Origin of the sequence: Streptomyces sp. NPDC002138 (assembly GCF_040296485.1) — a bacterium.
Classification (GTDB): Bacteria; Actinomycetota; Actinomycetes; order Streptomycetales; family Streptomycetaceae; genus Streptomyces.
Genome location: NZ_JBEOXE010000048.1, coordinates 1 through 12532 on the forward strand (window position 1 = coordinate 1; position 12532 = coordinate 12532).

The following is a 12532-nucleotide window of genomic DNA, read 5'->3' on the forward strand; positions in this document are numbered from 1 at the left end:
GGGGGGGGGGCGGCGCCCCCCCCCCCCCGGCGCCCCCCCAAAACCGCGGGGGGGGCTGGGGTGGTTTCCCTGGGCCCGGGGTGGGCGGGTTCCGGGCGGGCCGGTGCCCCGCACGAGCGTCTCCTCGGCTCGCGGGGTGCGGGGGGTCGGAGGTTGCGGCGGGGGTGACCCGCTCGGCCTGCGGGGACACTCCTGCGTGTCCCCGTCCCACCCGAAACCCGCCGGGGGTCGCGGCCCAGGCCTACGGGCGGCGAAGCCACACCGGCCCGGTAGCCGGTGCCCCCCGCGCATGCCCGTCCCACCCGAAACCCGCCAAGGGGCGCGACCCAGGCATACGGGCGGCAAAGCCACACCGACCCGGGTAGCCGGTGCCCCCCGCGTGTACCCGTACGGCCGAAACACGCCCGGGGGCACGGCCCCGGCGCTGCCGACGCCCACCGGCATCCCCGCCACCGCCCACGCCCGACCCCGGGTCGCGGACCCCGGCGCTCCCGGCCCACACCCGCACATCCCCACCCCCACCCGCGCCCGACACCGGGCAGCGCGTCACGTCCCGGTCCAGCCGCCCACCCCCGCGCATCCCCGCCCGGCCGGGACTGGCCTCGGGTCGCGGACCCGGGGCAGGGAGGGGGAGTGCCACCGACCCGGGGTTGGCGCTCACTCCCGCGCATCCCCGGCCCAGCCGGAAGCCTCGACGGGGGTACGGCGTCAGGGTGGTGGAGTCGGGCACCGGAGGAGGGTCCCCGCAAGGCCGAGCGGTCACCCCTGGACGCACGTCTCCGACCCCCCGCAGCCGCGAGCCGAGGAGACACTCCGCAGGGGCCCGGCTCCGCCGCCCTGACCCCTCCGACCCCCGGCCCAGGAAACCCACCCCAGCCCCGCCGGCGCTTGAGGCGAACCCACCGACCCCGGGCCAGGGACCCACCCCGGCCCGCCCCCGACCCCGGGCCAGGGACCGAAGCCGGCCCCGCCGGCGGTTGAGGCGCGGCCACCGAGCCCCGCTCCGGCGCACCGCTCAGGCCGAGCCAAGGCCATGCCGGGCCGCCCACGCGGACACGGCCGCCGCGATCTCGACCGGCCGATCCTCCGGCGCCAAATGCCCGGCCACCCCGCAGTACTCCCGCTCCAGGGCCGCGACATTCCCCTCGCACCACGCCGCCAACCCCTCCCCCACCATCAGCGTCGGCGACCCCTCGAACGTCAGCAGCAGCTTCGGCACGCCCGAACTCCCGGCCAGCCAGTCCCCGTACGCCCCGATCCGCGCGACCACCTCCGCCGGCCCCCCGCCCACCGGCATCGACCGCGCCCACTGAAGCATCGGCAGCCGGCTCTCCGGCGTGGGGTAGGGCGCCGCGTACACGGCACGGTCCGCCGCGTCCATCGGGTGCATGACGGTCTGCCGCAGCCCGTCCTCGATGAAGACATTCCGGTCGAGGACCATCTCCTCCCCCACCCCCGCCGTCCGCAGCGCCTCGAACCGGGCCCGGGCCGCGGCAGGGAACTCCTCCCAGGTCATCGGCCGCAGGATCGTCTCCATGAAGGCGATCCCCCGCACCCGGCCGGGATGCCGGGCGGCCCAGTCGAAGGCCAGCGCCCCGCCCCAGTCCTGGCCGACGAGGACCACCTCGTCCAGCCCCATGACCTCGAACCAGGCGTCCAGGTAACGGGCGTGGTCCTCGAACCGGTACTCCCCGCCCGGCTTTCCGGACCGGCCCATGCCGATCAGGTCCGGGGCCAGGACCCGGGCCGGCCCCGCGATCCGGGGCAGCACCCCGCGCCAGAGGTGGGAGGAGGTCGGATTGCCGTGCAGGAAGACGAAGGTCGCCGCCTCCCGCGGGTGGAGCTCCTCGTAGTACATGGCCGAGTCGAGTACGTCGATGGTGGGCATGACCACCCCTTCCAGATTCGTTCGCATGACTAACGTTGGTGACACGAACGAAGCTATATCGTTAGTGCCACCAACACAAGGGGTAGGGTTGCCGCCATGAGCACGGAAGAGGACGAGACCGTCCCGGCGCGGTTGCGCGAACTCCCCAGCCGCCTGCTGAGCCAGGCCGCCACATACGCCCAACGGCTGGTCATCGCAGGACTCAGCGGGGCAGATGCCCATAAATGGCACTACGCCGCCCTCGTCGCCCTCGAGGAGTCCGGCCCCGTCAGCCAGGCCGAACTCAGCGCCCGCACCGGAATCCACCGCAGCGACCTGGTCGCCGTCATCAACGAACTTGCCGACCGGGGCCTGGTCGACCGCACCCCCGACCCCGCCGACCGGCGGCGCAACGTCATCACCCTCACACCCCAGGGCCGACGCCACTCCCGCCGCCTGGAGCAACTGCTCGACGCCGCACAGGAGGAGCTTCTGTCCCCTTTGTCCCCCGCGGAGCGCGAGCAGCTGACCCGCCTGCTCGGACGCCTCGTCACCCACCATGCGGGCGGCCCCGATACCGGGCCCTCCGGCATGCCTGACGGGCGGTGACACCCGTCTGCCACGCCCAGCGCGATCTCCATCTCATATCTGAGATACCGTGCACCCATGGCAGACGACTACCTCGTACGCATCGGCAAGCTCATCCGTGACGCCCGGCAGCACCGTGGCTGGACACAGAGTCAGCTCGCCGATGCGCTCGGCACCAGCCAGAGCGCGGTGAACCGCATCGAACGCGGCAACCAGAACATCAGCCTTGAGATGATCGCCCGAATCGGTGAGGCGCTCGACAGCGAGATCGTGTCGCTGGGTTACTCCGGTCCGATGCACCTGCGGGTCGTCGGCGGCCGCCGCCTCTCCGGCGCGATCGACGTCAAGACCAGCAAGAACGCCTGCGTCGCGCTGCTCTGCGCCTCGCTGCTCAACAAGGGCCGTACGGTCCTGCGCCGGGTCGCCCGCATCGAAGAGGTGTACCGCCTTCTGGAGGTACTGAACTCCATCGGCGTGCGCACCCGCTGGATCAACGACGGCGTGGACCTGGAGCTCATTCCGCCGGCCAAGCTCGACATGGACGCGATGGACGCCGACGCGGCCCGCCGGACCCGGAGCATCATCATGTTCCTGGGTCCCCTGCTGCACCGGATGGACCACTTCAAGCTGCCCTACGCCGGCGGCTGCGACCTCGGCACCCGCACCATCGAGCCGCACATGATCGCCCTGCGCCGCTTCGGCCTGGACATCACCGCGACCGAGGGCATCTACCACGCCGAGGTCGAGGCCGGCGTCTCGCCCGGCCGCCCGATCGTGCTGACCGAGCGCGGGGACACGGTCACCGAGAACGCCCTGCTCGCGGCCGCCCGGCACGACGGCGTCACCGTCATCCGCAACGCCTCGTCGAACTACATGGTCCAGGACCTGTGCTTCTTCCTGGAGGCGCTCGGCGTCAAGGTCGAGGGCATCGGCACCACCACGCTGGCCGTGCACGGCGTACCGAACATCGACGTCGACGTCGACTACTCCCCCTCCGAGGACCCGGTCGAGGCGATGAGCCTGCTCGCCGCCGCCGTGGTCACGGAGTCGGAGCTGACGATCCGCCGGGTTCCGATCGAGTTCATGGAGATCGAACTCGCGGTCCTGGAGGAGATGGGCCTGGACCACGACCGCTCGGCGGAGTACACCGCCGACAACGGCCGGACCCGGCTGGTCGACCTCACGGTCCGCCCCTCCAAGCTGGAGGCGCCGATCGACAAGATCCACCCGATGCCGTTCCCCGGGCTGAACATCGACAACGTCCCGTTCTTCGCGGCCATCGCCGCCGTGGCCCAGGGCCAGACCCTGATCCACGACTGGGTGTACGACAACCGGGCCATCTACCTGACCGACCTCAACCGCCTCGGCGGCCGCCTCCAGCTCCTGGACCCGCACCGCGTCCTGGTCGAGGGCCCCACCCGCTGGCGCGCGGCCGAGATGATGTGCCCCCCGGCCCTGCGCCCCGCAGTGGTCGTCCTCCTCGCGATGATGGCGGCGGAAGGCACCTCGGTCCTGCGCAACGTCTACGTCATCAACCGCGGCTACGAGGAACTCGCCGAGCGCCTCAACTCGGTCGGCGCCCAGATCGAAATCTTCCGCGACATCTAGAGAGTCGGATGGTCGGGCACCTTCCCCACGGCTGACGATGCGATAGGTGCGATCGCACAACTGAGCCCCCATCGCTCTTCACCAAGGGCCATGGGGTCTCAGTCATGGCGGGATGCTGTGTCGTGGCCACGCAGCACCCCAGCCGACACCCACCCGCGCTCGACTGCCCCTAGACCGGATGAACGCCAGGAGCCGCACCCTCAGGCCTCCATGTGCCGCCGCCACAGGGGACGTCACAGTCGAAGGCGCACGGCCGGGGCAAGGGATGAGGCGCGGCCGTGCGGGTCTCAGTCTGGGCAATACCGGCCGCGGACCTCAGGGTTCTCTGTATCTTCAGCGCGTTCGAGTCGCCCGCAACCCGCAGGAGTTCCCTATGGCCACGTCGCTCGGCAGCGAGATGAAGACCGTGAAGAAGCGCTACCGGGGCGCCCTCGCCGTCATAGCCGCCGTGTTGACGCTCGCCGCGTGCGACCCGGCCGCGCCCGCCAGTACCCCGAGCACCCCGAGCGTCGGCGTCACGGCCGGCGTGAGTGTCAGCCCCTCGGTGGCGCCGGTCACCCCGAGCGCGGTCGTCAGCGCCACCCCGAGCACCGGCCCGACGACCGCGACGCCGACGACCGCGACGCCTCCGGCCCCGGGCATCGAGCCGACCGCCAAGGCCCCGGCCGCCACGAAGGCCGCCCCCGCGCCGCCGGCGCCCACGCGCACCACCCGCACCGAGGCGCCCGCGCCCGCACCCGAGCCCACCAAGGCGACGGCCGACTGCTATCCCCGCTCCAATGCCGGCAACTGCTACAAGGCCGGGCAGATCTGCCGGAAGGCCGATGTCGGTTCCTCCGGGCTCGACGCCAACGGGCGCACGATCCACTGCCGTCACGACGACAGCGTGGGCCAGCGCTGGGGTTACTGATCCGGCCCCGGGGTCAGTCGACCTGGAGTTCGCCCATGCGGCTCCAGCCGGTGGCGCCCTCGATCGTGGTGCTGACGATCGACGGCGTGCGGGTGACCAGGGGGCGCATCGTGTCCAGGGCGGCGCGGAAGTGGTCCGAGGTGACGTGTGCTTCCGCCGCGTCATCCTGGAACGCCTCGACCAGGACGTAGGTGTCCGGCTCCTCCAGGCTGCGGGACCACTCGAACCACAGATTGCCGGGCTCGGCGCGGGTGGCGCGGGTGAACTCCGCGACCTTGTCGGGCCACTGGTCGACGTACTCGGGCTTGACGGCGAATTTCACCACAATGAAGATCATTCGCTCATTGTAGGCAGCCCGTGGTGAGCAGATGGTGGCGGGCACTTTCTGAAAGACCCCCCACGAGCCGAGGTGACGCGCATAGGCTGCGGCCTTTGTTGAATGATCTACCGGGGGGTCCATCGTGTTCGTTCGCCGTGGTGCGGCTGCGGCCGTCGTCGTGAGTGCGGTCCTGTTGCTGGGGGCCGGGTGCGAGGATCCCGCGCCGAAGGCGGCGGGGAGCACGGCCGCCGCGAACAAGGGGGGCGCGTCGCCGAGCGCGACCGCCTCCCCCTCCGCGGCCGCCGTGATGCCCTCCGTCATCGGGAAGAAGTCCACCGAGGCCGAGGCCCTCGTCAAGGCGCTGGTCACCCGGCCCGTCGAGGCGCGCGGCGCCTACACCGACGTCACCCTCGCCCCGGACCACGGCGCGTGGGCGGTCTGCTTCCAGACGCCGGCCGCGGGCGCGGCGGTGGCGTCCGACACCGCGGTGGAGCTGTCGCTCGTGGCGCCCGGGACGCCCTGCCCCGAGAAGGCCGGGGCCGCGCTGCATCCCTCGAAGGCGCCGGCGCCCGCCCCCTCCGCCACCCCGCCGAAGCCCGCGCCCAAGCCGAAGGCCACCGTCCCGACCGACACCGGGAGCACCGGCGGGGACGGTGGCGGCAACGGTGACAGCGGGAGCACCGGTGGCGGGGCGGACGTCTACTACGCGAACTGCACCGCGGCCAAGAACGCCGGGGCGGCGCCGATCCGGCGCGGTCAGCCGGGCTACCGCAGCGCCCTCGACCGGGACAACGACGGCATCGCCTGCGACAAGTAGGAGCGGGCGAGCGGTCAGGGGGCGGGAAACACCGTGCGCGCTGGCCGGTTTCCGTCGTATGTTCGGCCCGCTCCCGTCGCCCGTGGCGGGAGCCCGGCAGAATCGGCCCGTCGGTACGTGTCGAGGGGGCGGCCATGTCAGTGGAAACAGCGGCGTCGAACGCAGCGCGCCGGGTGGGGACTCCGCAGCTGGAGGGGGTGCCGTTGCTCGGATCGCTGTTCGACCTCACGTCGGATTCGCTCGGCACCTATCTGCGGGCCCGGCACAAGCACGGTGACGTGGTGCGGATCAGCGCCGGGCCGCCCGGCCTGCGGGCCGAGCTGCACTGCGTCTTCTCCGCGGAGGGCGCGCAGCGGGTGCTGGCCACGGAGTCGGCCAACTTCCGCAAGGACAACCCCTTCTACCAGGAGATCCGCGACTCCTTCGGCAACGGCCTGCTGACCAGCCAGGACGAGGACTACCTGCGTCAACGGAGGCTGGTTCAGCCGTTGTTCACGCGGCGCCGGGTCGACGGGTACGCCGCCGCGGTGGCCGCCGAGACCGCGCAGACCCTGGAGAGCTGGCAGGAGGCCACCGATGCGGTGGTCGACGTATCCGTCGAGATGATGCACCTGGCCCTGCGCGCGGTGGCCCGGATCCTCTTCGGCACCGATGTGGACGCGACGGTCGACGTCGTGGACCGGTGTTTTCCGGTCATCACGGAGTACGTGCTGCGGCGCGGGTACTCGCCCGCCAACATCCCGCGTTCCTGGCCGACCCCGGCCAACCGGCGGGCGGCCGCCGCGCTGGACGAGCTGTACGGGGTGTGCGACCGGATCATCGCCGGGCGGCGCGCGGCGGCGGGCGAAGGGGCGAGTGTCGATGCCGGCTCGGGCGCGCGCACGGATCGGGACGGCGAGGACCTGCTGACCCTGCTGGCCGCCGCCCAGAGCGCCGACGACGGCTCCTTCGACGCGGCCGAGCTGCGCGACCAGGTGCTGATCTTCCTGCTCGCGGGGCACGAGACCACGGCCACCTCGCTGGCCTTCTCGCTGCACCTGCTGGCCCGGCACCCCGAGCTGCAGACCCGGGCGCGCGAGGAGATCTCCCGGGTGCTGGGCGACCGTACGCCCGAGGCCGCGGACCTGGAGCGGCTGCCGTACCTCACCCGGGTGCTCAAGGAGTCCATGCGGCTCTACCCGGCGGCGCCGGTCATCGGGCGCCAGGCCGTCGCCGCGGCCGAGATCGACGGGCACGCCATTCCGGCGGGGGCGACGGTGATCCTCGCGCCGTGGGTGACCCACCGGCACCCCGACTACTGGCCCGACCCGGAGCGCTTCGATCCGGACCGTTTCACCCCGGAGGCGGAGGCGGCCCGGCCGCGCTACGCCTGGTTCCCCTTCGGTGGCGGGCCGCGCGCGTGCATCGGGCAGCACTTCTCGATGCTGGAGTCGGTGATCGCGCTCGCGATGACCCTGCGGGCCTACGAGTTCGAGGCCGTGGACACCGAGATTCCGGTCAGCGCCGGGATCACCCTCCGCGCGACCGGGCCGGCCCGCTGCCGGATCCGGCCGCTCCGCGCGACGCCGTAACCGACGCGCCCGGTGGAACAGGCGTGGGGCGTCACCGAGTACGGGACCTGGCGGCTGACCAGCGGGGTGCCGGACGTCCGGCTGGGCCGGGGGGTGGTGGGCTACCGGGGTTATCGCGTGTCCATGGACCGGCCGCAGCGCCGTGTCGAGGTGCCCAACGCCACGGTGACGATGGTCGTCAACTTCGCCGCTCCGGTGCGGGTCTACCGCGCCGGGGCGGTGGCGGACATCTCCTACACCTCCCTCGTCAACGGGCTGCGCACCGACGCGACGGTCGGTGAGCACGACGGCCGGATGCACGGGGTCGAGGTGCATCTGGCTCCGTGGATGGCGTTCACGCTCTTCCGGGTCCCGATGCACGAGCTGCGCGACCGGGTGGTGCCGCTGAGCGACCTGCTGGGGCCGTGGGCGGACGTACTGGAGGCGCGGCTCGCCCGGGCGCCGGGCTGGGCCGAGCGGTTCGCCCTGCTCGACGCCCTGTTCCTGGGGCGCGTGGCCCGGGGGCCCGCGGCCGCCCCGCAGACGGCGTGGGCCTGGGACCGGCTGACGGCGAGCGGGGGCATGGTGCCGTTGGCCGATCTCGCGCGGGGGTCCGGGTGGAGTGCGCGCCATCTCGAGCAGCGGTTCAGGGAGCAGATCGGGCTGTCGCCCAAGACCGCCGCGCGGGTGCTGCGGCTGCAGCGGGCGTTGCGGATGCTGACCGCCGGGGGGACGGCCTTGGCCGCGGCGGAGGCGTGCGGGTTCTATGACCAGGCGCATCTGCACCGGGACTTCCGGCGGATGACCGGGTTCGCGCCCGGGGAGTTTCTGGTGCGGAGGGGGGCGGGGGCGCGGCCGGTGGATCGGTTGCCGGGGCAGGTGACGAGTGCGTTGCTGTGACGGGGGCGGGGGGTGGGGTGGGGCGGCGGGCGTAGCGTTTTTGTCCAATACTCCCGGTGGCGTGGTCTGCGAGGGTGGGGGTCTCTCGCGGAGAACGGGCCGCGGGCGCGGGGGTGGCTCAGGTCATCGTCGGGGGTACGGCGGTGCCGGGCGCGTCCTGCGTCCGGCTCCGCCGTCGCGTCCTGCGCCGCCCCCCGCCGGATGTCAGACCGCCGCCGGGGTGTGCGTGCCCTTCAGGCGTTCCAGGTCGGAGGGCCGGACCTGGATGACCACCAGGGCGATGACGGCCGCGACCAGGGTGAAGAGCGCGGCCACGATGAAGGCCGCCGTCACGCCCGAGGTCAGTACCTGGGCGCCGTACGGGCCGGGCAGCCGGCCGGTGTGCCGGAAGGCGGCCTTCTGTTCCGGGGTGGCGTTGGCCATGAAGGCGGGCAGCTGCTTGGTCGCCTCGTTGCGGCTGGCCGTGCCGTACAGGGTCACCAGGATGGACAGGCCCAGCGAACCGCCCACCTGCTGCATGGCGTTGAGCAGCCCGGACGCGGCGCCCGATTCGCGGTCGGGCACGTTGGAGAGGGCCATCAGCGTCAGTGAGACGAACTGCATGCCCATGCCGAGGGCGAACAGGAGCATGGGGCCGAGGATGCTGCCGAGGTAGGTGGAGTGCACGTCGGTGAAGGTGAGCCAGCCCAGGCCGCAGGCCGCGAGCAGGGCGCCCGCCACCATGAAGGGTTTGGGCCCGAACTTCGGCAGCAGCTGGGAGGTGACGCCCGCGCCCACCGCGATCACGGCGCTGACGGGGAGGAAGGCGAGGCCCGCGCGGATGGGGCTGAACCCCAGCACGTTCTGGACGAAGAGGGTCAGGAAGAAGAACATGCCGAAGATGGCGCAGGCGAGGAAGAGCATGATGCCGTACGTGCCCGCCCTGTTGCGGTCGGCGAACATGTGCAGCGGGGTGATCGGCTGTGGCGAGCGCCGCTCGACCATGATGAACGTGACGAGCAGGACGACGGCCACCCCGAAGGACGCGAGGGTGTAGGGGTCGCCCCAGCCCTCTTGCGAGGCCCGGATGAACCCGTAGACCAGGGACACCATGCCGAGCGTGGAGGTCAGGGCGCCCACGAAGTCGAAGTGTCCCGGGTGGCGTTCGGATTCCCGGATCACCCTCGGGGCCATCAGGGCGATCAGCAGGGCGATGGGGACGTTGACGAAGAGCACCCAGCGCCAGTTGAGCCATTCGACGAGCACACCGCCCGCGAGCAGGCCGATGGCGCCGCCGCCCGCCGAGACGCCCGCGAACACACCGAAGGCGCGGTTGCGTTCGGGTCCCTCGCGGAAGGTGGTGGTGATCAGGGCGAGCGCGGTGGGGGAGGCGATCGCGCCGCCGACGCCCTGGAGGGCGCGCGCCGCCAGCAACTGGCCCGCGTTCTGGGAGAATCCGCCGAGCAGCGAGGCCAGGCCGAAGAGCAGGACGCCGAAGACGAAGACGCGGCGCCGCCCGAGGATGTCACCGGTGCGGCCGCCCAGCAGCAGCAGTCCGCCGAAGGTGAGGGTGTAGGCGCTGACGACCCAGGAGAGGCTTTCGGTGGAGAACCCGAGGGCGGTCTGGATGTGCGGCAGCGCGATGTTCACGATGGTGATGTCGAGAACGACCATGAGTTGACAGGAGGCGATGACGAGCAGTGCGAGACCGCTCCCGCCTTCTCGGACCTTGCCTTCGGTCCCGCTGGTGCTCGGCGAAGTGTTCGCATCCACTGTTCGACGCTAAGCCCGTGCCCCGGGGGTCACCACTCGAACGGACTAGAGCATGTGACATTTCACATGCCACACTTCGGTCATGGATCCTCAGGACGACTTCCTCCGCCTCTCCGCGGCCACCGCCCGCTTCACCCACGGCTCCCCCCGCGCCTTCTCCTTCGGGGACGACGGCCGGCTGCTCTGGTTCCTCCGCTCCACCGGCCCCACCGACCCCTTCGACAGCCTCTGGGTGCTCAACACCGCCACCGGCGCCGAGACACGGCTCGCCGACCCCCGCGAGCTGCTGCCCGACGGCCCCGGTGAACTCCCCGTCGCCGAGCGGCGGTTGCGCGAGCGGATCCGGTTGACCGGCCCGGGAATCGGGTCGTACGCGCTCTCCGGCGACGGCCGCCGCGCGGTCTTCGCCCTGTACGGGCGGCTCTACGCCGTCACCGCCGACAAGGACGCGGCGCCCGAGGAGATCCCGGCCGCCGGCCCCGTCTTCGACCCCCGCCCGAACGCCGACGGCTCGCGCACCGCCTACGTCACCGCCGACGCCCTGTACGTCGCCCCCGGCGGCCGGGTCAGCCCCGACGACGGGGCCCGCTGGGGCATCGCCGAATTCGCCGCCGCGGAGGAGCTGGGCCGGGCCCGCGGGCACTGGTGGTCCCCGGACGGGGGCACCCTGCTGGCCGCCCGCGTCACCGAGGACGCCCTCCAGCGCCGCTGGTTCGCCGACCCGGAGCACCCGGAGCGGGCGGCCGAGGACTTCGCCTACCCGGAGGCGGGCGGCCCCAACGCCGAGGTGCGGCTCTGGGTGCTCGGCGCGGACGGCGGGCCCGGGGTCCGGCTCGACTGGGACGCGGCCGCGTTCCCCTACGTCTCCGACGCCGGCTGGGAATCGCCGACCGAGATCCTGCTGACCGTCCAGGACCGGCTCCAGCGCACCGTGGTGCTGCTCACCGCCGACCCGGTCACCGGGCGCACCGCGGAGCTCTCGCGCACCACGCACCCCCAGTGGGTGGACCCGATGGTGCCCGGCACCCCGGCCCGGCTGCCCGACGGGCGGATGCTGACGGCGGCCGACACCCCGGGCGGGGCCGCGCGCGCCCTGGCCGTGGACGGCGTACTGCTCACCGGGGACGACGTACAGGTGCGGGGCGTGCTCGGCGTGCACGAGGGGCGGCTGCTCATCGAGGCGGGGCTGCGCGACCCCGCCGAGCAGCAAGTGCTGCTGCTCGACAGCCTCACCGGCGAGCTGACCCCGGTCGTCGACGGGCCGGGGGTGCACACGGCCCTCGCCTCCGCCGGGGCGCTGCTGCTGACCTCGGCCGACGCGGACGGGTTCCGGCGGACCGTGCGCACCGCCGACGGGCGGGAGCTGGGCATCGCCGACCTCGCCGAGCCGCTGCCGTACCGGGTGGAGCCGCGCTTCGAGCGGGTCACCGAGCTCGGGATCCCCACCGCGCTGGTGCTGCCGCGCGGCCACGTCCCGGGCCGCAGGCTGCCCGTCCTGCTGGACACCTACGGCGGCCCCGGTTTCCAGGACGTCTCGGCCGAGCCGCGGCGCTGGCAGGCCCGCCAGTGGTGGGCCGACCAGGGCTTCGCGGTGGTCACCGTCGACAACCGGGGCACCCCGTACGTCTCGCCCGCCTTCACCCACGCCATGTACCGGGGGTTCTCGGAGGTGACGATGGCGGACCAGGTGGCGGCGCTGCGCGCGCTGGGCGAGCGGCACCCGGACCTGGATCTCGGCAGGGTCGGCGTGCGCGGCTGGTCCTACGGCGGCTATCTCGCCGCGATGGGGGTGCTGCGCCGCCCCGACGTGTTCCACGCGGCTGTGGCGGGGGCCGCGCCGACGGACTTCCGGCACTACGACACGGCGTACACCGAGCGCTATCTGGGCCTGCCGCAGGAGGAGCCGGAGGTCTACGAGCGGGACTGCCTGATCGGTGACGCCCCGGCGCTGACCCGGCCGTTGCTGCTGGTGCACGGGCTGGCCGACGACAACGTGCACCCCTCGCACACGCTGCGCCTCTCGCGGGCGCTGACCGACGCGGGCCGCCCGCACCAGCTGCTGGCGCTGCCCGGTGTCACGCACATGACCCCGGGCGGCGTCCGGGAGAAGGTGATGGCGCTCGAACTCGCCTTCTTCCGCGCGGAGCTGGGTCTCGGCTGAGACCGCCCCGGAGCGGCGGGAGGAAGGGGCTGCGGCGGGAGGAAAGGGCTGCGGCAGGAA

10 protein-coding genes are annotated in these 12532 nt (G+C 72.9%); 7 read left to right on the forward strand and 3 right to left on the reverse strand.

Annotation, left to right across the window (positions count from 1 at the left end):
- Positions 1 to 1015: 1015 nt before the first annotated feature.
- A complete protein-coding gene (locus tag ABT084_RS26980) occupies positions 1016 to 1888 on the reverse strand; it encodes a haloalkane dehalogenase (RefSeq protein WP_351049064.1) in 873 nt (290 codons plus the stop codon).
- A gap of 96 nt (positions 1889 to 1984) precedes the next feature.
- Here ABT084_RS26980 and ABT084_RS26985 point away from each other — a divergent pair, with 96 nt between their 5' ends.
- The 3 genes from ABT084_RS26985 (at position 1985) to ABT084_RS26995 (ending at position 4973) form a co-directional block, all read left to right on the forward strand.
- Positions 1985 to 2476, forward strand: coding sequence for a MarR family winged helix-turn-helix transcriptional regulator (locus tag ABT084_RS26985; protein WP_351048933.1), 492 nt, complete (start codon positions 1985 to 1987; stop codon positions 2474 to 2476).
- A 57-nt stretch (positions 2477 to 2533) separates the two neighbouring features.
- Positions 2534 to 4063, forward strand: coding sequence for a helix-turn-helix domain-containing protein (locus tag ABT084_RS26990; RefSeq protein ID WP_351048935.1), 1530 nt, complete (start codon positions 2534 to 2536; stop codon positions 4061 to 4063).
- A gap of 373 nt (positions 4064 to 4436) precedes the next feature.
- Entirely contained in the window at positions 4437 to 4973 is a 537-nt protein-coding gene (locus ABT084_RS26995) for a hypothetical protein (protein WP_351048938.1), read from the forward strand.
- Positions 4974 to 4986: 13 nt separating this feature from the next.
- Here the strand turns inward: ABT084_RS26995 and ABT084_RS27000 are convergent, their stop codons facing one another.
- Positions 4987 to 5310, reverse strand: coding sequence for a putative quinol monooxygenase (locus ABT084_RS27000; protein ID WP_351048941.1), 324 nt, complete (start codon positions 5308 to 5310; stop codon positions 4987 to 4989).
- Between the two features lie 124 nt (positions 5311 to 5434).
- Here ABT084_RS27000 and ABT084_RS27005 point away from each other — a divergent pair, with 124 nt between their 5' ends.
- From ABT084_RS27005 to ABT084_RS27015, 3 genes are all read left to right on the forward strand, one after another.
- Complete coding sequence (locus tag ABT084_RS27005) at positions 5435 to 6109, forward strand: excalibur calcium-binding domain-containing protein (RefSeq protein WP_351048944.1); 675 nt, start codon at positions 5435 to 5437, stop codon at positions 6107 to 6109.
- A gap of 134 nt (positions 6110 to 6243) precedes the next feature.
- A complete protein-coding gene (locus tag ABT084_RS27010; protein WP_351048947.1) occupies positions 6244 to 7680 on the forward strand; it encodes a cytochrome P450 in 1437 nt (478 codons plus the stop codon).
- Between the two features lie 12 nt (positions 7681 to 7692).
- The gene (locus ABT084_RS27015) at positions 7693 to 8559 is read left to right on the forward strand and encodes a helix-turn-helix domain-containing protein (protein WP_351048950.1); all 867 of its coding nucleotides are present in this window, start codon (positions 7693 to 7695) and stop codon (positions 8557 to 8559) included.
- A 204-nt stretch (positions 8560 to 8763) separates the two neighbouring features.
- Here the strand turns inward: ABT084_RS27015 and ABT084_RS27020 are convergent, their stop codons facing one another.
- Positions 8764 to 10311: an MFS transporter gene (locus ABT084_RS27020; RefSeq protein WP_351048953.1), complete on the reverse strand. Its 1548-nt coding sequence runs from the start codon at positions 10309 to 10311 to the stop codon at positions 8764 to 8766.
- Positions 10312 to 10393: 82 nt separating this feature from the next.
- Between ABT084_RS27020 and ABT084_RS27025 the strand changes: the two genes are divergently transcribed.
- Positions 10394 to 12472: a S9 family peptidase gene (locus ABT084_RS27025; RefSeq protein ID WP_351048956.1), complete on the forward strand. Its 2079-nt coding sequence runs from the start codon at positions 10394 to 10396 to the stop codon at positions 12470 to 12472.
- Positions 12473 to 12532 lie beyond the last annotated feature (60 nt).

Bases quoted from the DNA above. Each gene is read 5' to 3' on its own strand.
- ABT084_RS26980 (WP_351049064.1), bottom strand. From the start codon at position 1,888: ATGCCCACCATCGACGTACTCGACTCGGCCATGTACTACGAGGAGCTC.
- ABT084_RS26985 (WP_351048933.1), top strand. From the start codon at position 1,985: ATGAGCACGGAAGAGGACGAGACCGTCCCGGCGCGGTTGCGCGAACTC.
- ABT084_RS26990 (WP_351048935.1), top strand. From the start codon at position 2,534: ATGGCAGACGACTACCTCGTACGCATCGGCAAGCTCATCCGTGACGCC.
- ABT084_RS26995 (WP_351048938.1), top strand. From the start codon at position 4,437: ATGGCCACGTCGCTCGGCAGCGAGATGAAGACCGTGAAGAAGCGCTAC.
- ABT084_RS27000 (WP_351048941.1), bottom strand. From the start codon at position 5,310: ATGATCTTCATTGTGGTGAAATTCGCCGTCAAGCCCGAGTACGTCGAC.
- ABT084_RS27010 (WP_351048947.1), top strand. From the start codon at position 6,244: ATGTCAGTGGAAACAGCGGCGTCGAACGCAGCGCGCCGGGTGGGGACT.
- ABT084_RS27025 (WP_351048956.1), top strand. From the start codon at position 10,394: ATGGATCCTCAGGACGACTTCCTCCGCCTCTCCGCGGCCACCGCCCGC.